The following is a 25611-nucleotide window of genomic DNA, read 5'->3' as shown; positions in this document are numbered from 1 at the left end:
CCGGGTCGGGCCGCCGAGGGTCAGCAGCGGGTGGGGGAGAGGGTGAAGTCCTCCACGGTGGGGGTGCTCGAACTGATCCGCGCCTGGCGCGTCTGGGGCTGCCAGCCGTCCTTGGCGACGATCAGGGTGAGCGGGTTGTTGCGCCGGTCCATCCAGTAGGCGTACTTACCGTCGGCGTCGGTGGTGAACGTGAAGGACATCGCCCAGGAGTCGACCTGCACGGTCGCGCCCGGCAGCGGCGCGGTGCCGCCCGCACAACTGCGGCCGGTGACCGTGCCGGACAACTTGCCCCAGGTGGTCGGCGGCTGCGCGATCATGGTGACCGCCACCGGCGGCACCGCGTACGGGGTGTTCTCCTTGATCACGACCGAGGCCGAGTAGGTGCCCGGCTGATCCACGTTCGCGGTCATGCCGACCGTGACCGTGACCTTCTCACCGGGCGCCAGCGTGACCTTCGACGTGTCGACGGTCAGCCAGCTCACGTCGGCCGCACCCTCGGCGCACTCGCCGAAGCCGGGCAGGACCTCGCTGTCCTTGGTGGCCGTGAAGCCGCCCGACGAGCCGCCGACCTTGTAGAACCCGCAGGCCGCGCCGCCCCGGTAGCGGGGTGCGTTGGCGTTGGGCAGGTTGGCCCAGGAGTTGGTCGCCGGGTCGTACGCGAAACCGGCGTTGGTGATCGCGCCGCCCTGCGACCCGCCGACGACCAGCAGCTTGCCGTTCGCCACCGCGTACGAGGCGGCCCAGTTGTCGGCCGGCGCGTCGGGGATGGCGGTCCAGGCGTTGGCGCCTGGGTCGAAGGCGTAGCCGACCTTCTGCGAGTTCGTGCCGTCGTTGCCGCCGGTGCAGTAGACGGTGCCGTCGATCCCGCCGCAGGACAGGAACGCCACCGACTTCGGGTAGGCCGGCAGGGTCTCCCAGGCGTCGGCGCCCGGGTCGTACCGGACCACCGTGTTCGACATCGGCAGGCAACTGGACGTGGTGCAGCCACCGATCGCGTACAGCTTGCCGCCCGCGACCGCCTGGCCGGCCGCCGCGCGTGGCGACGGGTTGGCCGCCTTCGCCGTCCAGGTGTTCGCCCCCGGGTCGTACGACCAGGTGCCGCCGTCCGGACCGGAGGCGCCCCAGCCGCCGGTGACGACGATCTTGCCGTCGATCACGCCGGCCGTCACGGCGTTGCGGGCGCCGGGCAGGTCGGCGATGCCGGACCAGGACTGCGCGACCGGGTCGTAGCGGTAGTTCTTCGCGCTGGACGTGGTGCCGTCGCCGCCGGCGATGGAGTAGACCTTGCCGTCGACGGTGACGACCCGGTTGTCCATCACGTTCGCCGGGTAGCCCGGGATGGCGGTCCACGGGTCCGCCTGCGGCGCGGTCGGCGCGACCGACGTGGACGACTTGCCCGACGAGCGGGCCGCGAGCGACGTCGCCGCGGTCAGCCGCTGCGCCGGCGCGCCGGTCGAGCCGAGCAGCGCCTGCTGGGACAGCTGGGAGCCGTCCGCGCGTTGCAACACGAACCCGCCGTCACGCTCGGCGAACTCGACGTTGACCGGGGCCCCGCCGGTGTTGGTCACGGTGAACGTCCTGCTGACCTTGCCGCTGGGCATCCGGGCCGTGCCGGTCAGCGACGTCGGCTGCACCGACAGCCGGCCGGCGGCCAGTTGGAAGGTGGCCGCGGTGGCCCAGTCGGGCTGGACCGTGACCCGCTTGGTCTGGCTCACGTAGTTGCCGGCGCTGGCGGTGAACGGGTGCTTGCCGGTCAGCGACGAGAACATCCAGTAGAAGCCGTCGGGCAGCTCGGTGTCGTCCGGGGTGGCGACCGTGGTGGCCTGCTCCGCCGGGCGGTCCTTGCTGGTCACGGTGGCGCCGTTGACGTAGCTCTTGTCGTTCTTGTCGCGCACGTGGCCGAGCACCAGGCCGCCGTCGACCGGCTTGCAGACAAGCTTGCTGCCGATCAGCACGTTGTCGACCTCCCACCACCACTCCCAACTGGCGTCGTAGTAGTGGAAGCGCACCCGCACCTGCGACTGGTTCGCCGCCTGCGGGATCGGCACCTCGGTCACCTTGTTGCGCACGTCGGCGGCCTGCCGGAGCACGTTGCTCCAGGTGGTGCCGCCGTCGAGGCTCAGGTCGACGTCCGCGCGGTCGCTGTTGAGCCAGTTGTAGTCCTGGTTGAACCGGATCACCGGGGCGCTCACCCCGGTCAGGTCGACGACCGGGCTGACCAGCGACGTGTCCTGCTGGCCGCCGCTGCCGTAGTTGTCGCTGTCGATGATGGCGAAGTTGCCGCTGCCGCCGGTCAGGTTGCCGCGCTCGCCCTTGTCGTCGAACTCCCAGACCTGGCCGCTGCCGGCGTTGTCCACCACCGACCAGCCCTCCGGCACGCCGGTGCCGTCGAACGTCTCGTACTCGCCGTCGGAGCTGACGGTGTAGCCGGGTGCGGTGGCGCACGCCTCCGGGTCGGCCGGCACGTCGACGTCCGCGGTCAGGTTGCCGGCGCCGACCGTGACCTCCTTGGTGACGGTCAGGTAGCCGGCGTACTGCGACTCGACCGTGAGCCGGTAGGTCGTCCCGGCCGGCAGCTCCAGGCTGTAGCGGCCGGTGGCGGGCGTGGTGTAGTCGGAGATCGGGGTGCCCTCGACGCTCACCTTCGCGTACAGCGGCCAGCCGTGCCCCGAGCCGTCGGTGACCTGCCCGCTGACCGTGACGCTCGGCACCGCGGTGAGCGTGACGTCGAGCGTGGTGGTCGTGTTCGCGGTGACGGTCGCGCTCAGCGTGCGGCTCGCGTACCCGAACGCGGAGACGACCACCTGGTAGTCGCCGGCGGGCAGCAACGAGGAGAACGTGCCGTCGGCGCCGGTGGTGAGCGTGCGGTCCGCCGCGCCGGTCAGGGTGACCGTCGCGCCGGCGACCGGGTCGCCGGAGGCGTCGGTGACCGTGCCGGCCAGCGTGCCGTTGTCGCCGATCGGGGCGGCGGCGAGCAGCGCGAGCGCGTCGAGGCGACCCTCGCCGTAGACGCTGTTGTCGTCGGCGGTGCCGCCGCACTGCGTGTCGGCCTTGTCCACCGCCGTGTCGTCGAGCAACGCGCGGGTGGCCGTGACGTCACCGACCAGGGTGGGCGCCGCCGACCAGAGCAGCGCGACCGCGCCGGCCAGGTGCGGCGCCGCCATCGAGGTGCCGCTGATGCTGGCGTACGAGTCGTCCGGCACGCTGGAGCGCACGTTGACGCCGGGCGCCGAGATGTTCGGCTTGATCTCGCCGTTCTGCCCGGTGCCCCGGGACGAGAAGCTGGCGATGTTGTTGTTGATGTCGTACGCGCCGGCCGAGTAGTTGCTGGCCAGGCTGCCCGGTGAGCCGCTGGTCTGGCAGGACGGGCCGTTGTTGCCGTTGGACCAGACACCGAAGATGCCGGAGGCGGTCCAGGCGTCGGTGACGTCCTCCATGAACGGCTCGTTGGACGGGGCCGTGGTGCCCCACGAGTTGTTGATGATGTTCGGCCGCTTGCTGGCGTCCGGGTTCTCGCCGTCGAGGTCGGTCGGCTCCAGCATCCACTGCCCGGAGGAGATCAGCGCGGCGTCGGTCGGGCAGCACCCGTTCGCGGCGATCCACTTGACGTCGGGGGCGACGCCGATCTGGTTGGCGCCGTCCGAGCCGGCCATGGTGCCCATCGTGTGGGTGCCGTGCCCGTCGGAGTCGCACGGCCCCTCGTCGCACTCGCCGGCCGCGTCGTACCAGTTGTAGTTGTGGTCGAACGTGCCGTCGCCGTTGTTGCCCCGGTAGGCGTTCACCAGCGCCGGGTGGTCGAACTGCACGCCGCTGTCGATGCTCGCCACGGTGATGCCGGCGCCCTTGACGCCGTACTGGGACCAGACGTCGTCGGCGTTGATGTTCGCGATGCCCCACTCCAGGGCGTTCGTCGACTTCTCGTCCGTGCCGGGGGTGGTCTTCGGCAGCTTGTAGTCCACCGGCGCGTAGATGCCGTCCACCTCGGCGTGGGCGGCGAAGTTCTGCGCCATGGCCAGCGAGCCGCCGCTGACCTTGATGGCGTTGGTGGCCCAGAACGTCTGGTACGTCGTGCCGGAGCGGTCCAGTTCGGCGCGGATCTTCGCCTGGCTGTCGGCAGCGGTCTTCTTCAGCGTCGCGGCGACCGCCGCGCCGCGCTGGTTCCAGTCCTTGACCGCGGCGGCCTTGCCCAGGTCGGCCCGGTCGGCGAAGTGGATCCAGAAGTCGCCCTCGCTCTTGCCCTGAAGCTGGCGGGTGAGTTCGGGGCGGATCTTGTCGCCGGCCGTCGCGCCGGTGCCCGTGCCGGCCTGCGCGCCGGTGCCGGTGGCGGCCAGCGCGGTCGCGGCGAGAACCAGTGCGGCGCCCGCGCTCACCAGCCGCCCGGCCAGACCCCTTCGGTGTGGACGTCTCAGCATCGGTGCTGCCTCCTACTCCGATGACCCGCTGATGGTCGAGCCACGACAGAAGGGCCAGGAGACCGCGCTCCCGACTGATCACACCGGATTGAAACGAACCCCCCAGGCCCCCCAGGTGCCGTGCGGGTCTACGCCGGTCACCTGTGTGGACACTATGATCGACAGCAGAGGGCGATCAATGACCGTAGGTGAGCAACTTGTCACCAACAGGTCAAGGCTTGATTGACAGTCATTGTCACGGTGGGGGCGCGGTGACAGCGGACGACCCGGACGCGACGCCCGCCGGCACCGACCCGGCGGAGCGGCCCTTCTCGCTGGTCATCGGCGTGACGCCGTCCCCGGCCGAACGGCTGCGGCTGACCGAGCTGCTGGACGGCGTGGCGCCGCTGCTCCTGGTCGCCGACCTGGACGAGCTGCGTGAGCTGATCACCCCCGGCGCGGACGCGCAACCGGAGCCGGCGCCCCACAACCGACCCGACAACGCGTTGGTGATCGACGCGGCCCGGTCCCTCGCCCGCTTCGCCGACCGGGAGATCGCCCTCACCCGGCTGGAACGCGACCTGCTCACCTGCCTGACCACCGAGCCGGTGCGGGTGTGGAGCTACGCCGAGCTGCACCGCGCGGTCTGGCGCGACACGCCGACGCGGCACCGCGCCGACGTGCAGTCACTGGTCAAGCGGCTGCGTCGCAAGCTCGACGAGCTGGGCACCGGGGTCACGATCGTCGCGGTGCGCGGCGTCGGGCTGCGGCTGACCGACCACCGCCGCCCGCGGGTTCGCGGCGGCTGACGGCCGGGCAGGGAAAGATGGCGGACATGTCACGTTGGCGTTGGCTCCTGGCGGACCAGCTCGGTCCCCACTTCCTCGACGACGACGCGCAGCGCGTCCTGCTGGTCGAGAACCGGTCGCTGTTCGCCCACCGGCCGGTGCACCGGCAGAAGGCGCACCTGATCCTGTCCGCGTTGCGGCACCGGGCGGTGGAACTCGGCGACCGGGCGCGGCTGGTCCGCGCCGACACCTTCCGGGCGGCGCTCACCGGCCTGGGCGAGCCGGTCGAGGTGGTGCACCCGCCGTCGCGGGCGGCGCTCGCGTTCGCCCGTACCGTCGACGGGCTGACCGTGCTGCCACCGCGCGGCTTCGTCACCGACCGGGCCGACTTCGCGGCCTGGGCCGACCGGCGGCGCGGCCAGCTCCGGATGGCCGACTTCTACCGGTACGCGCGCGACCGGCACGCGATGCTGCGGGACCTCCCGGCACCCGCCCGCCGACCCCGCCACCGCACACCGGCCGAGGTGCCGCCACCGCCACCGGTCGTCGAGGACGACATCGACGCGCAGGTACGCCGCGACCTGGACCGTTGGCAGGACGAGGGGATCCGGTTCGTCGGCCGGGACGCACCGCGCCGCTACCCGGCCACGCACGCCGAGGCGCACGCCCGGCTCACCCACTTCCTCGCCCACCGGCTGCCCGGGTACGCCGACACCGACGGCGTGCTCAGCGACGACGATCCGCTGCTCGCGCACAGCGTGCTGTCGTCCTCGTTCAACCTCGGCCTGCTCGACCCGGAACCGGCGATCCGGGCCGCCGAGCACGCCGGCCGGGCCGGGGCCGCGCCACCGGCCGCGGTGCACCGGTTCGTGCGCGGCCTGCTCGGCTGGCGCGAGTTCCTGTGGCAGCTCTACTGGTATTTCGAGCCCCGCTACCGGGGCGCCGGCTGGCTCGGCGCCACCCGGCCGCTGCCCGAGTGGTTCGACCGGCTCGACGCCGACGCGGTCGAGGCCCGCTGCCTCGCCGACGTGCTGGCCGGCGTGCGCGACACCGGCTGGGCGCACCAGACCGCGCGGCTGACCGTGCTCGGCAACTACGGCCTGCAACGCGGCTGGCGCCCCACCGAGCTGGCCGACTGGTTCCGGCGCAGCTTCGTCGACGGCACCGACTGGGTCATGAACGCCACCGTCATCGGCATGAGCCAGTACGCCGACCTGGCCCGCATCGACACCCACCCGTGGGCGTTCGACGGCGCGCACCTGGACCGGATCGGCGCACCCTGCGGCGGCTGCCGGTACGTGCCGAAGGAGACGCTCGGCGACGACGCCTGCCCGTACACCGGGGGTTTCGAGGCGTTCCTGCACCGCAACCGGGAGCGCCTCGCGGCCGACCCGCGCCTCGCCGCCGAGCTGGCCGGGCGCACCGACCCGCAGCGCCGTGACGCGGTGCTGGCCCAGGAGGACAAACGCGGCGACGAGGCGCCCTAGGGAAGAGGCCGGTGTCGACTGCGCCTGACGTGGCTTCGCCGCCGTCGCGCGTGCCGCCGCCGGGACCGGTCAACGGTAGGAGCGGAAGAAGCCCCGCATGTCCTCGGCGATCAGGTCCGGCGCCTCCCACTCCAGGAAGTGACCGCCGCGCGGCAGGTCGGTCCAGTGCACCACCCGGTAGGAGCGCTCGACCCACTCGCGCGGGGTGGGAAACATGTCGCGGTCGGACATGGCCATGCCGGTCGGCACCTCGACGCGCCCCCAGGCGGCGTGGCTGCTGCGAACCGTCTCGTAGTAGAGCCGCATCGACGAACCGATCGTGCCGGTCGCCCAGTAGACGGTGAGGTTCGTCAGCAACTCGTCGCGGGAGTAGGCGGCCAACCCGCCGTCGCTCCACCGGTGGAACTTCTCCAGGATCCACGACGCCAGACCGGCCGGTGAGTCGTTCAGGGCGTGTGCGAGCGTCTGCGGCTTGGAGGAGTGCTCCATCGCGTACGCCATCTCGGCCTGGTTCCACTGCTGCGCGGCGGCGACGAACCGCTGCTCCGCCTCGGACAGGTCCGGCGGGACATCACCCAGGTAGGGGTTCGTGCCGGACAGGTGCAGCGCGACCAGCCGGTCGGGTTGGCGGAGCGCGAGCTGTTGCAGCACCCCGGCGCCGAGGTCGCTGCCGCGCCCGGCGAACCTGTCGTAGCCGAGCTGCGTCATCACCGACCCGACGAGGTCGGCGATCCGGGCGACGTCCATGCCCGGCTCCGTCGGCCGGTCGCCGAAACCGAAACCGGGCAGCGACATCGCCACCACGTCGAACGCGTCCGCCGGATCGGCAGGCGCGGTGAGGAGCGGGATGAGCGGCAGGAACTGCACGAAGGAACCAGGCCACCCGTGGAGCAGAACCACCGGCATCGCCGGGCCGCGGTGCGCCGACCGCTCGTGCACCACGTGCACGGCGAAGCCGTCGACGTCCACCAGGACGTGCCGCACCGACTGCAACCTCGCCTGCTCCGCCGTCCAGTCGTAGCCGTTCCGCCACCGGTCGACGAACGCGCGTAGGACGTCGGTGTCCATCCCGTAGGTCCAGCCCGCGTTCGTTATCTGGTCCGGCCAGCGGGTCATGGACAGTCGGGTCCGCAGATCCTCCATCGCCGCCGGGTCAACGGTCGGCCGGAACTCCCTCAACGCCATCCGGTTCTCCATCGATAGTCGCCTGACCAGCCGTCAGTGCCGGGACCAGTCTGCACCGACGGGCCGGTGCGCCGACAACAACTTGTGGTTGTCGCCCGATCGACGCGTCACGCGGCCCCGGGCCCCCGCTCCCCGGTCGGGGCAGCCCGGCCCGACACCCCTTGCAGCGCGGTGAGGAAGTCGGCCACCAGGTCGGCGGTGTCCTCGATGCCGGTGGAGACGCGGACCAGTCCCGGGCCGATCCCGGCGGCGGCCAGCTGCTCGGCGTCGACGATCCCGGCCCACATCGAGCGCGGATGCACCACAAGCGTGCTGACGCTGCCGAGGCTGGCCGCCCGCTTCGCCAGACGCAGCCGGGCCAGCAACGCCGCCGCGCCGTCCCGACCGGCGGCCAGCTCGACGCCGAGCACGCCGCCGAACCCGGTCATCTGCCGGCGGGCCAGCGCGTGCTGGGGGTGCGAGGGCAGCCCGGGGTAGCGGACCCGGGCCACCGCCGGATGGTCCGCCAACGCCTCGGCCAGCGCGAGCGCGTTGGCGTTGTGCCGCTGCACCCGAAGCGGCAGCGTCCGCAGGCCGCGCAGCAGCAGCCAGGCGTCCACCGGCCCGAGCGTGGCGCCGGTGACGATCGCCGTGCGCCACACCCGCTCGATCAGCTCCGCGCCGCCGACCACCACCCCGGCGGACACGTCGGAGTGCCCGCCGAGGAACTTCGTGCCGCTGTGCCACACCAGATCCGCGCCGGCGGCCAGCGGACGCTGGTTGACCGGCGTGGCGAACGTGTTGTCCACCACCACCAGCGCGCCGGCCGCGTGTGCCGCCGCCGACACGGCGGCCAGGTCGGTCAGTTCCAGCAGCGGGTTGCTCGGCGTCTCCACCAGCACCAGCCGGGTCTGCGGTCGCAGCGCCCGGGTGAACGCGTCCGGGTCGGTCTGGTCGACCTGGGTGCAGGCCACGCCGAAGCGCGCCAGCAGGCCGGTGGTCAGCGCGGTGGTGCCGCCGTACGTGCTGCGCTGCACCACCACGTGGTCGCCGGCGGCGAGCAGGGCCAACGCGACAGTGCTGATCGCGCCCATCCCGGAGGCGGTGACCAGCCCGGTCTCCGCGCCCTCCAGCTCGGCGACCACGGCGGCCACCTGTGCGTGGTTCGGGTTGCCGTAGCGGGTGTAGAACGCGCTGCCGCGCGCCTCGGTGGCAACCTCGGTGAACCGTTCGTCGGACTCGGCGCTGAACGTGGCGCTCTGCACGATCGGCGGCGCGACGGCCCCGCCGGGAACGAGACCGTCGTCGCCGTGCACCGCGGCGGTGCCGAACCCGGTCATCCGCGCGCCACCCGGTCCACCAGCGCCCGATAGCTGCCCAGCGCCGTGAACTCCGGCAGCGTCAGGTCGCTGCCGTGACGCTGGCGCAGCACGGTGACCAGTCGCAGCGCGCGCAGCGAGTCGCCGCCCGCGGCGAGGAAACCGGTCGCCGGGTCGCGCGGGACGGTGCCCAGCACCTCCTGCCAGGCCGCCGCCACCCGCTCCGCCCACCGCTGCCGCGCGTCCCCGGCGGCCACCGGCGACGGCGCGGCCACCGGCGGCAGCGGGGCGTCCGGGTCGGCCGCCAGCAACCGCCGGAAGCCGTCGGCCAGCGCGTCCACCCGGTCGGCCGGGACGTGCCGGTGGTCGTACTGGACCATCAGCCCGAGCCGCCCGGCGTCCAGCTCGGCGTCGACGGCGAGGCTGAACGCCACGTCCACGGTGACGCCCCGGCTGTCCACGACGCGGCTGCCGGCACCGGCCGGGCGCGGCGGGAAGTGCGTCCAGTTGAAGAAGTGGTCGAAGCGCGGACCCGCGCCGCCGGCCCGGACGATCTCGGCGAGCGGGAAACGGTGGTGCCCCATCAGCTCCCGCTCGGCCCGCCACGCCTCGCCGGCCAGCTCCACCACCGACCGGGTGCCGAGCGCGATCCGCACCGGCAGCGTGTTGAGGAACAGCCCGAGCGTGGCGGCGCTGCCGTCGCCCGCCGGCCGGCCGCCGACCACCAGGCCGCTGACCACGTCGTCGCGGCCGGCCAGCTCGCCGATCAGCCGCAGGTGCACGGCGAACAGCCAGGACTTGACCGGCACCCCGGCGGCGCGGGCGACCTCGGCGACCCGTTCGGTGGTGCCGGGCCGCAGCGGCACCCGCTGGGTGGTGGTGGTCCTCGGCTGCCCGCCGCCGACCAGCAGCGGCGGCGCGGCGCCGGCTCCGTCCAGCCAGAACCGGCGGGTCGCCGGGTCGGCCAGGGCGGCCCGCTCGGCCGCCACGAACTCCCGGAACGGCAGCCCGGCGTCGACCGCCGCGGGCGTGCCGGCCCGCTCCCGGTCGTACGCGGCGAGCAGGTCGGCCAGGAACAGGTGCAGGCTCCAGCCGTCGAGGACGGCGTGGTGCTCGGCGACCAGCAGGGTGAACCCGTCGCCGCCGGCGCGGACCGCGTGCAGGCGCAGCAGCGGCGGCCGGGTCCAGTCGAACGGTCGGCGGCGTTCCTCGGCGACCAGCGCGTCGATCCGGGCCCGCCGGGCCGGCGCGTCCAGGCCGGTCAGATCCGTCACCGGCAGGTCGACCGGCACCCGCGCGTGCACGAGCTGCAACGGCTCGGCGTACGTGCCGAGCGCGAAGCCGGTGCGCAGCACCGGGTGCGCGTCCACCAGGGCGGCGAGCGCGCGGCGCAGCGCCGAAGAGTCCAGCGGCGCGGCCACCTCGTGCGCGGTGACGTTGTGGTAGACGGCCGGGTCACCGGTCAGCTCACCGTGGTAGACCATGCCGAGCTGGAGCGCGGTCATCGGGTAGGCGTCGGCCAGCCCGTCCGGCAGCAGCTCCCGGTCGGCGTCGCCGACCAGCGTGAACCGGCCGTCGCGCGTGGCCGGCTCGGGCGCGACACCGTCGAGCGTGACCCGCCCGTGTGCCACCAGGTCCCGGATCGTCTGGTGGGCGAAGATGTCGTTGAGCTGGAACGACAGCCCCCGCTTCTGCGCCGCCACCTGCATCTGGATGCTGCGGATGGAGTCGCCGCCGAGCGCGAAGAAGCTGTCCGTCACGCCGAAACCGGCCACGCCCAGCACCTCGCGCCACGCCTCGACCAGGATCTCCTCGGCCCGGTTGGCCGGCGTCACCGCCGGGTCCCCGGCCGGTCGCTCCGGCACCGGCGCGGGCAGCGCCGCCCGGTCCAGCTTGCCGTTGCGGGTCAACGGCAGCTCGTCGAGCACCACCACGGCGGCCGGCACCAGGTGCGCCGGCAGCCGTTCGGCGAGCCACTCCAGCGGCGGCGCGACGGCCGGGCCCGCGTCCACCACCGGGTCGTCGGCGGCTGCGTACTCCGGGCGGACCGCGTGCAGGGTGTGCCGGTCGGTGCCGGCCAGCAGGTCGTCCTGGCGGGTGAGCACGGTGAAGCCGCGCGCCTCCAGCAGCGCCACCAGCTCGGCCAGCCGCCCCTCGGTCGCGGTGCCCGGCGCGTCGTGCACCTCCATGGCGACCTGCGCGACCAGCGGCCAGTGCCGGTCGTCGAGCCCGGCCAGCACGTCCGCCTCGGCCCGCTGCACGTCGACCTTCAGCAGGTCGACCCGGGCCGGCGTCAGCTCGTCCAGCACCGCCGACAGCGGCCGGACCGGCACGGTCAGCTCCCGGCCGGCGAACCGCTCGGCGAGCAGCTCGTCGGCGCGGTCGAGCAGCACGTCCCGCTCGCCCGCGCCGGCGTCGCGCTCGTTGGCCAGGTACCGCTTGATCACGCCGATCTCGGCGTCCGGGTCGGCGTACGCGGCGTGCCCGGACATCATCGAATAGCCCGGGTAGTAGGTGAACGACACCTCGCCCGGCTCCCGGGACAGCCCGTGCGCGTGCACCGTGGCCGGCACGCCGAACTCGGCGACGTTGCGGCGCAACGCCTCGACCACGGCCGGCACCGGCTCGAACGCGTGGATCGTCGCGTCCGGGCAGACCTGGTGCACGAAGAGCGAGAACATGCCGATGTTCGCGCCCACGTCCAGCACCGTCGCGCCGGGACGCAGCACGATCCCGTCGCGCAGGTAGACCCGCTGGGTGAAGATCTCGTCGTACAGGTAGCGGGTCTCGTGCGGGTTGATCCCGGTCACCCGGGTCAGGTCGAGCGCGGCGCCGGCGCGGGGCCGGACGTAGGCGACCAACCGGTCGCCGTACCCGTCGTCGTCGCGGGCGACCACCGCGGCGTCGGCCACCTCCGGGTGGCCGCGCAGCACGGCGGCGACCTCGCCCGGCTCCACCCGGAACCCGTGGATCTTCACCTGGTCGTCGAGCCGGCCCAGGTAGCGCAGCCGCCGCCCGGCGTCGAAGCGGACCCGGTCGCCGGTGCGGTAGACCCGCTCCACGCCGCCGTCGGGCAGCGGCAGCGCCACGAACCGGCGGGCGGTCGCCTCCTCGTCACCGAGGTAGCCGTCGGCGAGCTGCGGCCCGGCCACGCACAGCTCCCCGGCCACACCCGGCGGCACCGGCCGCAGCCACTCGTCGAGCACCCGCACCGCCACGCCGGGCAACGGCCGGCCGATGGTCGGCGGGTCCCCGGCCCGGATCTCCGCGACGGTGCTGTCCACTGTGCACTCGGTCGGGCCGTACAGGTTCACCGCGCGCACGCCCGGCCGGGTCGCCACCGCGTCCCACAGGTCCTCGGGCACCGCCTCGCCGCCGAGCAGCAGCAGGCCGGGCAGCCGGGTGTCACCCGCCCCGGCGAGCAGGATGCGAAGTTGCGAGGGGGTCAGGTCGAGCACGTCCACCCGGTGCGCGGCCAGGGTGGCGGCGAGCGCCGCGCCGTCGCGGCGCACGTCCTCCGGCACCAGGAACAGGTTGCGCCCGTGGGCGAGCTGCACGAGCTGCTTCACCGAGGCGTCGAACGTCAGCGGCGCGTTCACCGCCACCCGCAGGCCGGCCGGGCGGCCCGCGTACACGCTCGCCTCCAGCGCGCCGGTCAGGTGCGCGGCGGCGGCGTGCGACACCCGCACCGGCCGGGGCGTGCCGGTGGAGCCGGAGGTGAAGATGACGTAGGCCGCGTCGGTCGGCGCCGGCCCCGCCGGCGCTGCGCCGCCGGCCGCGACCAGCTCGTCGACCGACACGGTGGCCGGCCCGCCGACGCCGACCACGCACCGCGCGCGCACCGCGCGCAACTGCGCGGCCAGGCGCGGCGCCGGCGCGTCCGGGTCGAGCGGCACGAACACCGCGCCGGCGCGCAGCACACCGAGGAACGCCACCACGGTGTCCCGGGTACGGGCCGCGAGCACGCCCACCGGCGCGCCGGCCAGACCGCGCGCGGCCAGCGCCGCGGCCACCCGCGCGGCCCGCCGGTCCAGTTCCTCGACCGGGTACGCGCCGTCGGCCGCCACCACGGCCGGGGCCTGCGGTTCCATCCCGGCCAGGCCCGCGTCGAGCAGGTCGACGAGGGTACGGGTGGACGCCGCCCCCGCCGCGCCGCCGGCCTCGGACAGCCAGCCGCCCTCCCCGGCGCCGAGCACCGCCAGCGGCGCGTCCCCGGCCAGCGCGGCCGGCAGGCTGCGCAGCACCGCCACCAGCGAGTCGAGCAACCACTGCCCGCCGTTGACCCGGAGCGTGACCTCACCGGTGCCGTCGTCGCCGCCGGTGCCGTCGTCGCTGCCGCTGCCGCTGCCGCTGCCGCTGTCGCTGCCGGTGCCGGTGCCGGTGCCGCTTCCGTCGTCGCTGCCGCTGCCGCTGCCGGTGCCGCTGCCGGTGCCGGTGAGCACGGTGAGCCGGGGACCGGCCGGCGGCGGCGGGACGGACACTACGGCGGTCGCCGCGCCCAACGCGGCGAGGACGTCCGGGGCGACCGCCGGCTGCACCGCGAACCCGGCGACCGCGCCGGTCGTCTCGTCGACCGGGTCGATCAGGTGGAACGTCTCGTCGGCGGTGGCCTCGGCGGCGCGTACCGCGGCCAGCAGCTCGGCCGGCGCGGCCGGCAGCGGCAGGGCCAGCCGCAGCGGGCCGTAGCCGCCCAGCGGGCCGACCACACCGGCGGTGCCCTCGGCCCGGCGGCCGTCGTGCCAGCGGGCCAGCACCAGATCCGCGTCCTGCGCCCCGTCCTGCGCCTCGGCCCGGCGGGCGACCGCGAGCGCCCAGGCGGCCAGCAGCACGGTTTCGGTGCCGCAGCCGGCCGCCTCGGCGATCCCGGTCAGCTCGGCCGCGGGCAGCGTGGCGGTGACCACCGCGCCCGGGTCGTCGCCGTGCGGCTCGACCAGCCGGGCGGCCGGCGCGACCGGCGCGGGCGCCGGGGCGGCGTCCCGCTCCTCCACCTGCCACTCGGTGACGTCGAGGAACTGCAACGCCTCCTCGTTGGCCGGCGGCAGGTCGCCCGCGTAGGCCCGGGCCAGGTCCGCCAGGACCAGGCGCAGGCTGGCCGGGTCGGCGATCAGCGGGGTGGCGGCCAGCTCCAGCGCGTCGTCGGCGAGCGTCACCGACAGCTCGCCCTGCGCGCCGACGGTGACACTCCGCTCGTCGTCCACGTCCTGCAACGGCACCCGCAGGCCGGGGTGGTGCACCAGGGTCAGCCGCAGCGCCTCGTGCCGGGCCACCACCGCGTCGACGGCGGCCTGCAACCGGGCGCGGTCCAGCGGCCGGTCCAGCCGCACCCGGGCCCGGACCAGATCCTGCTTGCCGGCCCAGGCCAGCCGCTGGACCGGGGACAGACGGTATCCGTTCACCACACACTCCGGTTGACGTAGAGGTCGGACATGGCGACCAGGATCTGCCGGTCGCCGGTGAAGGGTTCCCGGCCGTGGGTGGCCAGGAAGTTGTCCACCACCAGCACGTCGCCGCGCCGCCAGGGCACGGAGATCGCGTGCTGCCGGTACAGCTCACGGATGCTGCCGACCACCTCGTCGCCGATCGGCTCACCGTCGCCGTGGTAGGCGTTGCGGGGCAGCCCCTCCGGGCCGTACTCGCGCAGTAGCGCGCCGGCCACCTCGGGCGGCATGTTGGACACGTGGAACAGGTGGGCGTGGTTGAACCACACCGTCTCCCCGGTACGCGGGTGGGTGGCCGTCGCCTGCCGCCGCGCCACGGTCCGCAGCCCGTCCGCGCCCAGCCAGGTGAACTCCGTCGCCGAGGCGGCGCAGTACGCCTCCACCTCCGCCCGGTCCGTGGTCTGGAACGCCTCCTGCCAGGGCAGGTCCAGGTGCGGGCCGTAGTTGCGCACGTAGCGCACGCCGTCGCGGGCGAACCGCTCCCGCACCTCCGCCGGGATCAGCGGGGTGATCACCCGTTCGGCGGCCAGCGGGGTCGCGCCACCGTCGCCGGTGGCCGGCTGCGCGCAGAAGAAGAACAGGTGCGTCGGCCAGTTGTGCGAGTACGACATCTCGTGGTGCAGCGGAATCCACTGCGCGGCGTTGAACTCGGTGGAGGTGAACACCTTGTCGGCCACCTCGTGCCGGGGCGCGGCCCGCTCCAGGTAGCCGAGCAGCTCCGGGCCGACCTCGCGGGCGGCCCGGCCGAAGTCGTCCGCGCCGCGCACGTCGAAGCCGCGGAAGAACACCGCGGCGTGCCGGTCCAGGTCGGCCAGCAGCTCGGCCCGCCGCCCGGCGAGCCAGCCGGCCAGGTCGAGATCCGGCACGGCGGCCTCGACCAGCAACACGAAGCCGTCCGGGCCGAGCGTGCGGCGGGTCACCGGCGCGGTGGCCGTGCCACCGGCGGTACGGCGGCGGGGCCCCGGGGCGCTCATGACGCACCGCCCTGGGTGTGCAGTTCGGGGGCGGCCACCGGGTCGGACATCGCGGTGAGGATCCGCCGGGGCGGGGTGAACGGCTCCCGGGCGTGCGCGGCGAGCATGTTCTCCACCAGCAGCACGTCGCCCGCGCGCCAGTCGAACGAGCGGGTCTCCGCGGCGTACGCGGCCCGCAGCTCGGCCAGCACGTCCGCCGGGATGGGCGTGCCGTCGCCGTACGCGGTCTGGTAGGGCAGGTCGTCCTCGGCCAACGCGGCCCGCAGCCCGGCGCTGACATCCGCGGGCAGCGAGGTGACGTGGAAGAACAACGCGTGGTTGAACCAGGTGCGTTCCCCGGTGACCGGGTGCCGCCGCACCGCCGGGCGCACCTGCCGGGTGCGCAACTGCGCCTCGCCCACCCACTCCACGTCGATCATCGCCCGCGCGCAGTACGCCTCGACCTCGGCCCGGGAGTCGGTCTGGAACGCGGTCTGCCAGGACAGGCTGATGCCGGGCAGGTAGTTGCGCCGGTAGAGCACACCCCGGCGCTCGAACCCGTCGACCGTCTCCGGGCGCAGCCGGGCCAGCACCCGGCGGCTGTCCGCCAGCGGCGTACGCCCACCGGCGGCCGGCGCGACCTCGCAGTGGAACACGATGCGCAGCGGCCAGGTGACCGTGTACGACTGCTCGTTGTGCAGCACGATCGGCTGGTCGGCCGGGTGCTCGGTGGAGGTGTAGACGCCCTCGGTGACCCGGCTGCGCGGCGACGACCGTTCGCCGTAGGCCAGCACCTCGCCGGAGAGCGCCCCCATCACGGTACGGAAGTCGTCCGCGCCGGCCACCGCGAAGCCGCGGAACAGCACCGCCCCGGCGCGGCGGGCCAGCTCGTCCACCTCGTCGCGGTGCCCGGCGAGCCAGCCGGCCAGGTCCACGTCGGGCACGCCGGCGCGCACCAGCGCCGGCAGCGGGCCGCCCGGCCAGTCCGGGCGTACGTCCACCAGGTTCCGTTCCCGGCCGCGGCGGGGGACGGGCCGCGCGACCCGGATCTGATCGGTCATCTCTCACTCCCAGCGGTGTCGGCGCAGTCGGCCAGACTGCGCCGGGGGTCGGCGGCGGCGGTACGCAGCAGCGCGGTGAGGCGGCGGTGCCACGCCGCCACCGTGTCGTGGTCGAACAGGTCGGTGCGGTAGGTCCAGAGCGCCTCCAGGGCGTCCCGCCGGTCGTCCAGCCAGAGCGTCAGGTCGAGGCGGGCGGCGTCCGGGGTCAGCTCGACACCGGTGAACTCGCCGCCGGCGACGCTGCGGTGCCGGGCCGGCGGGGCGTTCTGCACCCCGAACGCGACCTGCACCAGCGGGTTGCGGTCCGGCCGGCGGGTCGGGCGCAGCCGCTCCACCAGCAGGTCGAACGGGACGTCCTGGCGGGCGGCGGCGAACAACGTGACCCGCCGCGCCTCGGCGAGCAGGTCGGCGAACGCGCGGTCCGGCGCCGGGCGCAGTCGCAGCGGCAGCGTGTTGACGAGGCAACCGACGCTGCGCTCGGCGGCCACGCTGGTGCGGCCGGCGAACGCGACGCCGACCAGCAAATCGTCGCGGCCGGCGGCGGCGCCGAGCAGCGCCGCGAACGCGGCCAGCCCGACCATGTGCAGGCTGGCCCGGCAGGTGCGGGCCAACTGGCGTACCGCCGCCGCCGTCGCAGGGTCCACGGTGGTCCGCAGCGCGGCCCCCCGCCCGGTGCCTCGGGTGCCTCGGGTGCCTCGGGTGCCTCGGGTGCCTCGGGTGTTAAGAAGGGGCCCCTGCTCTACCACAGGCGTTAAGAGGGGGCCCCTGCTTACCTCCGGGGCGTCGCGGAGTTCGCGCAGCAGGTCGTCGGTCGCGCGGCGGCCCTCGGGGGCGGCCAGCCAGGCGCGCTGGGCGGCGGCGAGGACGGCCGGGCCGGGCGCCGGCTCACCGGGTGGCGCGTCCGGGTCGTCGTAGGCCTCCGCGAGGTCCCGCACCAGCACCCCGAACGACCAGTCGTCCGCGACGGCGTGGTGCGCCACCAGCAGCAGCGCCTCCGCCCGCCCGGCGTCGTCGGGCACCAAGCGCGCGCGCAGCAGCGGCCCGGCCGCCAGGTCCATCGGGGTCGCGGTGGCCTCGGCGGCCAGCCGGGCGAGCCGGGCGTCGAGCGCGCTGCCCGGCTCGGACGGCGCGACGTCGACACCCGGCCGGGCGTCGGCCCGGACCACCTGCACCGGCCCGTCCGGCCCGGTGGGGAAGACGGTACGCAGCGCGGGATGCCGCTCGACCACCCGGTGCAGCGCCCGGGTCAGCCGGGCCGCCTCCAGCGGCGCGGCGAAGCGGACCGCGAACGCCAGCAGATAGGACGTGTCGTCCGGGTCGAGCCGGTGCAGGAACCAGAACCGCCGCTGCGCGGCGGAGAGCGGGGCCGGCCCGTCACCGGCCGCCGCCTCGGCGACCGGCGCGTCGTCCGGGGTGGGCGGTGTGTCGAGGTGGGCGGCGAGCGCGGCGACGGTCGGGTGGTCGAACAGGTCGCCGGGGTGGACCCGACGGCCGGTGGCGGCGGTCAGCCGGGTGGCGCAGCGCACCGCGAGCAGCGAGTCGCCGCCGAGCGCGAGGAAGTCGTCCTCGCCGCCGGTGACCGGCACGCCGAGCAGTTCCCGCCACACCGCCGCCACCAGCGCGCCGGTCGCGCCGAGCGGGCCGGCACCGGGGTCGGAGGTGGGGCCGAACGCCGGGGCGGGCAGCGCCGCGCGGTCCACCTTGCCGTTGGGCAGCGTGGGCAGCCGGTCCAGCCACACCACGGCCGCCGGCACCAGCGGCGCGGGCAGCACCTCGGCCAGCCGGGCCCGGACGTCGTCGCGCCGCCGCCCGACCAGATAGGCGACCAGCAACGGAAGCCCGGCCGGGCCGGGCCGGACGGCGGCGGTTGCCCCGCGGACGCCGGGCAGGGCGGCGAGCCGGGCTGCCACCTCGCCCAGCTCGATCCGGTAACCGCGCAGCTTCACCTGGTCGTCGAGCCGGCCCAGGTAGGCCAGTTGCCCGTCCGGGCGCAACCGGACCCGATCGCCGGTGCGGTACATCCGCTCGCCCGGCCGGAACGGGTCCGGCCGGAACCGGGCCTCGGTCTCCGCCGGCCGGTCCAGGTAGCCGCGCGCCAGCCCGGCGCCGGCCAGATACAACTCACCGTCCTCGCCCGGCGGCACCGGCCGGCCGGCCGGGTCGAGCACGTACGCCCGGGTGCCCGGCAACGGCCGGCCGATCGGCGGGTCGCCGCCGTCCGGCGGCACCTCGGCCCAGGTCGAGTACGTGGTGTCCTCGGACGGGCCGTAGAGGTTGCACAGCCGGCGCACCTGCGGGCGCGCCCACACCCGCGCGGCCAGCGCGGCGGTGAGCGGCTCGCCGGCCAGGCAGACCGTGCGGACGCCCGGCGGCAGCGCCCCGGCGGCGAGCAGTTCGCCCATCGCGGCCGGCACGGTGTTGACGAGCGTGACCGGCAGCCGGTCCGCCCCGGGCGCGGCCAGCGCCAGCACGTCGTCGACGAGCAGCACCCGGCCGCCCCAGGCCAGCGGGCCGAAGATCTCGAAGACGGACAGGTCGAAGCAGACCGAGGTGGCCGCGAGCATCCCACCCAGCTCGGTGTCGTCGAACGTCTGCCGCACCCAGTGCAGCAGCGCCGACGCCGAGCGGTGCTCGATCGCCACGCCCTTCGGGCGTCCGGTGGAACCGGAGGTGTAGATGACGTACGCCAGGTCGTCCGGGGTGGCCGGCGTCGCCGGGTCGGTGTGGTCGCCGGCCGGGTCGACCCGGTCCACCCGCACGGTCCGGCCGCTGAACCGGTCGGCGAGGCCGGTGGTGGTCAGCACCAGCCGCGCCCCCGAGTCGGCGGTCATGAACGTTACCCGGGCCGCCGGGTACGCCGGGTCCAGCGGCACGTACGCGGCACCGGCCTTGAGCACGGCGAGCAGCGCGACCACCAGGTCCGGCGTACGCGGCAGGCAGACGCCGACCCGGTCGCCGCGGCCGACGCCGCGCGCCAGCAGCACCCGGGCCAGCCGGTTCGCCGCCACGTCGAGATCCCGGTAGGAGATTGTGGTGTCGCGGTGCCGGACCGCCTCCGCGTCGGGGGTCCGCGCCGCCTGGGCGGTGACCATCCGGTGCAGGCAGTCGACAGTGGCCGCGCCGCCCCCGGAGCGGCGAGCGGCGCGGCGGGTCGGGCCGGCGGGCCGGGCGGGCGCGCTCACCGGGCCCCGCCGACCGCCGCGAGGCGGCGGTCCGCCTCCTCCTGGATGCGGTCCTTGTCGGCCAGGACGACGCGGCCCGGGTCGTTGTCCGGCAGCTCGTCCTCCAGTCGCCGGATCCGCCGGTACGCGATCCCACCGGCGGCGAGCGCGAGCGCGCACAGCCCGGCCAGGATCACGGCGAGCGCCATCCCGCGCCCCGGCCCGGTGCCGACCAGCCCGGCGAGCGGGCCGCCGGGCCGGGCCAGCGGCGCGAGCACGCGCTCGGCGAGCGGGCCGGCGCTGAGGAAGCCGGCCGGCACCATCAGCCAGGACAGCATCTGCGCCATGGCCAGCACCCGGCCCTGGAGTTCGAGGCCCACCTTGGCCTGCACGATGGCCAGCCAGTGCGTGTTCACCAGTGCGGTGGCCAGGCCCATGCCGAACAGGCCGAGCGCCGGGAACAGCGGGTCCGGCCGCAGCCCGACGGTGAGCAGCGAGACGCCGAGCAGCACGACGCTGGCCAGGATGCCCGTGGTGCGCCGGGCGGCGCCGCCCCAGACGCCCATCAGCACCGACCCGACGACCATGCCGACGCCGCTGGCGGCCAGCACCCGGCCGAGCACCGCCGGGTCGCCGAAGGAGAGGGTGAGCGGCGTGACCAGCACCTCGACCATGGCGAAGAAGTAGTTCAGCGACGCGACCAGCACGACCAGGGCGACCAGCCCGTGTCGTCGGACGATGAACCGCCAGCCGCCCAGCACCTCGCGCCGGAACGGTTCCTCCCGGCGCACGAACAGCGTGTCCGGGAAGCGGACCGACAGCGTCACGGTCACCGCCACCGCGAACGTGACCAGGTCGATGACCACGATCCCGCGCAGCCCGACGGCGAGCACCAGCGCGCCGCCGACCAGCGGGGCCAGCACGGTGCTGGTGGCGGTGCCGAGCGAGACGATGCCATTGGCCCGCCCGTAGTAGCGCTTCGGCACGAGCTGGGTCACCGCCGCCTGGTAGGCGGGTTGCTGGAACGCGGTGGCCACGGCGGTGACGGTGATCGCGGTGAAGATGTGCCACAGGTGGAGCTGGCCGAGCCAGAGCAGCAGCGCCAGGCTCACCGTGCCGGTGGCGGCCAGGCAGTCGGCGAGCACCATGATTCTTCGGCGGTCCCACCGGTCGGCCAACGCGCCGGCGATCGGGGAGAGCACCACCGCCGGCAGCAGCGCCAGCACGGTGGCGGTGGCGAACAGCGACACCGAGCCGGTGCGCTGGTAGACCCACAGGCCCATGCCGAACGCGGTCAGGCCGCTGCCGATCAGCGAGACCAGTTGGCCGATCGCGACAAGGTAGAACACCGCCAGGCTGGGCGTCGCCCGGCGCCGGGTGGCGACGTCCCCGGCGGGCGAGGTCCGCGTGTCGGTCCGGGCCGCGTCCGCCGGCCGCGTCTTGACGGGTACGGCGGCGGTCCGGTCGGGGTCCGCCGGCGCGGGTCCGGCGGCGCTCGGAGCCGGGTCCGCCGGCGCGGGTCCGGCGGCGCTCGGAGCCGGGTCCGCCGGCGCGGGTCCGGCGGCGGTGCCGTCCGGCGCGGTTCGGCGGGTGGAGCCGTCCGGCGCGGCAGCGCAGTGCCGGAGGATGATCGCGGCCAGCTCGGCCGGCTGGTGCTTGGCGAAGTAGTGCCCGGCACCGTCGATGACCTCCAGCGACACCCGGTCGGCGAAGAACTCCCACTCCAGGTAGCGCTCCTGGTACAGCTCGGTGGCCCGGTCGCCGCCGCCGACCACGCAGACCAGCGGTGCGGACAGCCTGCGCGGCAGCCCCGCGGCGTAGACGTCGGTGTAGTAGTCCTCGCCCCGGGCCGCGTCGGCCAGGACCACCCGCATCACGAAGTCCTTCTCCCGGGCGTCGAAGACCTCGGTGAAGAAGCCCATCGCGCGCAGCGACTCCAGCGTCCGCCGCTTCGACGCCCAGCGCTCCACCGGGAACCACCGGCGCAGCCAGCCGAACACCCGGCCGGGCAGCCGGGGCGCGGGGAAGTGCGCGCCGATCGCCACGCCGGTCACCTCGACGCCGGCCGCCTCCAGCCGGCGGGCCAGCTCCACCGCCTCGGCGCCGCCCACACAGTGCCCGTACACCGCCACCGGGCCGGTGATCTGCTCGACCACCTCGGCCACACAGCGTTCCACCAGCTCGTCCAGGCCGAGCATCGGCTCGTCCGGGCGGTTCAGGTCGTGCCCGGGCCGCTCCAGCGCGTACAGCGACACCCCGGCCGGCAGGGCGTCCGCGAGCGGCTGGAAGGTGATCGCGGAGCCGCCGCCGAACGGCACGCACAGCAGCGTCAGCGTGGCCGGCGGGCCCGGCCGGGCCGGGGTCAGCTCGTGCAGCAGCCGCCCGGCGGAGCCGCCGGTGGCATCCAGGTGCGCGGTCAGCGCCCGGATGGTCGGGTGGCGGAACAGGTCGAGCACGCTGATCGCCGGCTCGCTGCCGGCCAGCGCCTTGATCGCCCGGAAGGAGTCGCCGCCCAGGTCGAAGAAGTCGTCGTCGATGCCGACCCGGTCGTAGCCGAGCACCTCCGCCCAGCGCCGGGCCAGCGCCGCGCGCAGCGGGGTGTCCGGCTCGCCGGCGCCGGCCGCCGCCCGGTCCCGGCGGGGCGCGGGCAGGGCCGCCCGGTCGACCTTGCCGTTGGCGTTGAGCGGCATCCGGGAAAGCGGCACGAACGCCGACGGCACCATGTAGTCCGGCAGCCAGGTCCGCACGTACGCCCGCCACGGCGCCGGGTCGGCGGTGAAGTCGGCGGTCAGTTCGCCCCCGGCGTCGGGCTCGGGCCCGCCGGTCAGGGTCAGGTAGGCCACCACGGACTTCTCGCCCGCGTCCTCGCGGACCACCACGGCCGCGTCGCGGACCGCGTCGTGCCGGCGCAGCACCGCCTCGATCTCACCCAGCTCGATCCGGAACCCGCGCACCTTCACCTGCGAGTCGCCCCGCCCGAGGAACTCGATCCGCCCGTCGGCGAGCCGGCGGCCGAGGTCGCCGGTGCGGTAGAGCCGGCCGCCACCGTCCGGGTCGGGCACGAAACGCGCGGCGGTCAGCGCCGGGTCGCCGTGGTAGTCGCGGGCCAGCCCCGGCCCGCCCAGGTGGATCTCGCCGGGCACGCCGACCGGGACCGGCTGCGCCGCCGCGTCCAGCAGGTGCACCCGCATGTTGCCGATCGGGCGGCCGATCGTGGGCCGGGTGTCGTCGGCGGTGATCCGGTCCATGGTGGCCCAGACCGCGGCCTCGGTCGGGCCGTAGAGGTTCCACAGCGCGTCCACCCGGTCGGCCAGTTGCCGGGCCAGCGGCGCGGGCACCGCCTCGCCGCCGCAGACCGCGGTCAGCCCGGGCGTGCCGGTCCAGCCGGACTCGATGAGCAGCCGCCAGGTCGTCGGCGTGCCCTGGGCCAGGGTGACCCGCTCGGCGGCGAGCAGCGCGGCCAGCCGGGGCGCGTCGTAGGCGACGTCGCGGTCCACGAGCAGCATCCGGGCGCCGACCACGAGCGGCAGGAACAGCTCCGGCACGGACATGTCGAAGGCGAAGCTGGCCATCGCCAGCATGGTGCCGTCGCGGGTCAGGCCGGGGCGTTCGCGCATCGCGGCGAGCGTGTTGACCACCGCGCCGTGGGTGACCCGCACGCCCTTGGGGCGGCCGGTCGAGCCGGAGGTGTAGATCAGGTACGCCAGGTGGTCCGGCCCGACCGACGGCGGGGGCGCGGTGTCCGGCTCCCCGGCCGCGTCCGGCGTCGTCACCGTGCCGTCGAAGTCGGCGAACCGGTCGACCAGGCCCGGCTCGGTGACAAGCACCGGGGCGCCGCTGTGCGCCAGCACGTAGCGCTGCCGCTCCACCGGGTACTCCGGATCCACCGGCACGTACGCGCCGCCGGCCTTGAGCACGCCGAGCAGCGCGACCGGCAGCTCGGGCGAGCGGGGCAGGCAGACCGCGACCGGCACGTCCGGGCCGACCCCGGCGCGGCGCAGCCGGTGGGCGAGCCGGTTGGCGCGGGCGTCGAGCGTGGCGTAGTCGAGTGTGGTCGGGCCGAACGTGACCGCCGGCCGGTCGGGGCCGGTCGCCACCCGGTGGGCGAACAGGTCGACGAGCGTCGGCGCCCCGGGCGAGCCGTCCCAGCCGGCCGGCGTGGCGGTGTCGTTCCACTCGGCGAGCCGGGCCCGCTCGGCGGCGGTGAGCAGCGGCAGCGCCGCCAGCCGGACGCCCGGGTCGGTGACCGCGGCGGCGAGCAGGGTCTGCAGGTGACCGACCATCCGCTCGGCGGTCGTGGCGTCGAACAGCGCGGTGTTGTACTCCAGCCGGAACCGCAGCCCCTCGGCCACCTCGTACGCGTACAGCGCCAGGTCCTGCTGGGCGATGCCCGGCTCGACCGCGAACGGGGTCATCCGCACCCCGGCCGCCTCCACGTCCCGCTGCTCGGGCACGTTGAGCAGGTTGAACATCACCTGGAACAGCGGGTTGCGGCTCAGGTCGCGGGGCGCGTCGACCAGGTCCACCAGCCGCTCGAACGGCACCTCCTGGTGGTCGTAGGCGTCCAGCGCGGTGCGCCGGACCCGACCGAGCAGCTCGGTGAACGTCCAGTCGCCGTCCAGCACGGTTCGCATCGGCAGCATGGTGACGAAGAAGCCGACCATCGGTTCCAGCTCGGCGCGGATCCGGCCGGCGACCGGGGTGCCGACGCAGAAGTCCCGCTGGCCGCTCCAGCGGAAGAGCACCGTCTGCCACGCGGCCAGCAACGTCATGGCCAGCGTGGCGCCGTGCTCCTGGCTGAACCGGCGCAGCGCGTCGGCGGCCGGCCGGGGCAGGACCAGCGTGCGGACCGCGCCGTCGAACGTCTGCACCGGCGGGCGCGGCCGATCGGTGGGCAGCTCCAGGGCGGCAGGCACCCCGGCCAGCTGCGCCCGCCAGTACGCCAGGTCCGGGTGGTCCGGTTCGGCCAGCCGGGTGCGCTGCCAGCGCGCGTAGTCGCCGTACTGGACGGCCAGCTCGGGCAGCGGATCGGCGCGTCCCTCCCGGGCGGCGGCGTAGAGCGCGGCCACCTCGCGGGCCACCACGCCGAGTGACCAGCCGTCGGAGACGGCGTGGTGCATGGTCAGCGACAGCACGTGCCGGTCGTCGGCGACGCGCAGCAGCACGGCCCGGAACAGCGGCCCGCCGGCCAGGTCGAACGGGCGTCGCACGTCGGCGGCGAGGGCGGCGTGCACCCAGCCGGGCAGCGCATCGGCCACCGCCGGTTCGACGATGCTCGGCGGCCCGACCGGGTCCGGTTCGGCCGGGGCGGTCCGGACCGGCAGCTCCACCGGCCCGGCGGGGCACACCCGCTGCACCGGGTCGCCGTCCGGGCCGAGCGGGAACACGGTACGCAGCGCCTCGTGTCGCCGCACCACCCCGGCCAGCGCGGCGCGCAGCGCGTCCTCGTCGAGCGCCCCGTCGAGCAGCAGCGTGGTGCCGACGGTGTAGGCGTTCTGCGCGTACGCCTGGTCGAGGAACCACAGGCGGTGCTGGCCGGAGGAGAGCGGCGCCGGGCCGGCGTCCGGTGCGGCGCGGGGGATGCGCGCTCCGGCCGGCGTTACCGGCGCCGCGCCTGCGGGACCGGTTTCGCGTCCGGGGTCGGCGCGGTCACCGGCCGCGCCGGCCTCTGATCTGTCCGCTCCGGCCGGGCCCGTGCCGGCCGTCGGTGTGCCCGCTTCGGCCGTCCCGGCCGGGCCCGTGCCGGCTGTCGGTGTGCCCGCTTCGGCCGTCCCGGCCGGGCCCGTGCCGGCTGTCGGTGTGCCCGCTTCGGCCGTCCCGGCCGGGCCCGTGCCGGCTGTCGGTGTGCG

General features: G+C 75.2%; 10 protein-coding genes. 2 read left to right on the top strand and 8 right to left on the bottom strand.

From position 1 onward, the window contains the following. Nucleotides 1–20 precede the first annotated feature (20 nt). The gene (locus AB0H28_RS22830) at nt 21–4412 is read right to left on the bottom strand and encodes a S8 family serine peptidase (RefSeq protein ID WP_358043570.1); all 4392 of its coding nucleotides are present in this window, start codon (nt 4410–4412) and stop codon (nt 21–23) included. Nucleotides 4413–4663: 251 nt separating this feature from the next. Here AB0H28_RS22830 and AB0H28_RS22825 point away from each other — a divergent pair, with 251 nt between their 5' ends. Next, the gene (locus tag AB0H28_RS22825; RefSeq protein ID WP_358043567.1) at nt 4664–5200 is read left to right on the top strand and encodes a helix-turn-helix domain-containing protein; all 537 of its coding nucleotides are present in this window, start codon (nt 4664–4666) and stop codon (nt 5198–5200) included. 26 nt (nt 5201–5226) lie between these two features. Then, nucleotides 5227–6666 carry a cryptochrome/photolyase family protein gene (locus AB0H28_RS22820; RefSeq protein WP_358043564.1) on the top strand — a complete coding sequence of 480 codons (1440 nt, stop codon included), beginning with the start codon at nt 5227–5229 and terminating at the stop codon, nt 6664–6666. A 69-nt stretch (nt 6667–6735) separates the two neighbouring features. On the opposite strand, the gene AB0H28_RS22815 is transcribed toward AB0H28_RS22820, so the two are convergent. From AB0H28_RS22815 to AB0H28_RS22785, 7 genes are all read right to left on the bottom strand, one after another. Beyond that, the gene (locus tag AB0H28_RS22815) at nt 6736–7851 is read right to left on the bottom strand and encodes an epoxide hydrolase family protein (protein WP_358043561.1); all 1116 of its coding nucleotides are present in this window, start codon (nt 7849–7851) and stop codon (nt 6736–6738) included. A gap of 107 nt (nt 7852–7958) precedes the next feature. Continuing rightward, nucleotides 7959–9170 (bottom strand): aminotransferase class I/II-fold pyridoxal phosphate-dependent enzyme, encoded by a 1212-nt coding sequence (locus AB0H28_RS22810; protein WP_358043558.1) that lies wholly within the window; start codon nt 9168–9170, stop codon nt 7959–7961. After that, the gene (locus AB0H28_RS22805) at nt 9167–14545 is read right to left on the bottom strand and encodes an amino acid adenylation domain-containing protein (protein WP_358043555.1); all 5379 of its coding nucleotides are present in this window, start codon (nt 14543–14545) and stop codon (nt 9167–9169) included. The genes AB0H28_RS22810 and AB0H28_RS22805 overlap by 4 nt, the downstream gene beginning before the upstream one ends. Then, nucleotides 14542–15561 (bottom strand): TauD/TfdA family dioxygenase, encoded by a 1020-nt coding sequence (locus tag AB0H28_RS22800; protein WP_358043552.1) that lies wholly within the window; start codon nt 15559–15561, stop codon nt 14542–14544. Before AB0H28_RS22800 ends, AB0H28_RS22805 begins: the two co-directional genes overlap by 4 nt. Further along, complete coding sequence (locus AB0H28_RS22795; protein WP_358043549.1) at nt 15558–16601, bottom strand: TauD/TfdA family dioxygenase; 1044 nt, start codon at nt 16599–16601, stop codon at nt 15558–15560. Before AB0H28_RS22795 ends, AB0H28_RS22800 begins: the two co-directional genes overlap by 4 nt. After that, complete coding sequence (locus AB0H28_RS22790; protein WP_358043546.1) at nt 16598–19783, bottom strand: amino acid adenylation domain-containing protein; 3186 nt, start codon at nt 19781–19783, stop codon at nt 16598–16600. Before AB0H28_RS22790 ends, AB0H28_RS22795 begins: the two co-directional genes overlap by 4 nt. After that, nucleotides 19780–25611: amino acid adenylation domain-containing protein (locus AB0H28_RS22785; RefSeq protein ID WP_358043542.1), on the bottom strand; the 5832-nt coding region annotated here is incomplete at its 5' end. The genes AB0H28_RS22785 and AB0H28_RS22790, both read right to left, overlap by 4 nt.

This window comes from Micromonospora sp. NPDC050980 (assembly GCF_040653835.1).
GTDB lineage: Bacteria > Actinomycetota > Actinomycetes > Mycobacteriales > Micromonosporaceae > Micromonospora.
This window is presented reverse-complemented; position numbering and strand designations above follow the sequence as displayed.

Coding starts and splice junctions, on each gene's coding strand:
- AB0H28_RS22830 (WP_358043570.1), bottom strand. CDS start 4,412: ATGCTGAGACGTCCACACCGAAGGGGTCTGGCCGGGCGGCTGGTGAGC.
- AB0H28_RS22810 (WP_358043558.1), bottom strand. CDS start 9,170: ATGACCGGGTTCGGCACCGCCGCGGTGCACGGCGACGACGGTCTCGTT.
- AB0H28_RS22800 (WP_358043552.1), bottom strand. CDS start 15,561: ATGAGCGCCCCGGGGCCCCGCCGCCGTACCGCCGGTGGCACGGCCACC.
- AB0H28_RS22820 (WP_358043564.1), top strand. CDS start 5,227: ATGTCACGTTGGCGTTGGCTCCTGGCGGACCAGCTCGGTCCCCACTTC.
- AB0H28_RS22815 (WP_358043561.1), bottom strand. CDS start 7,851: ATGGCGTTGAGGGAGTTCCGGCCGACCGTTGACCCGGCGGCGATGGAG.
- AB0H28_RS22795 (WP_358043549.1), bottom strand. CDS start 16,601: ATGACCGATCAGATCCGGGTCGCGCGGCCCGTCCCCCGCCGCGGCCGG.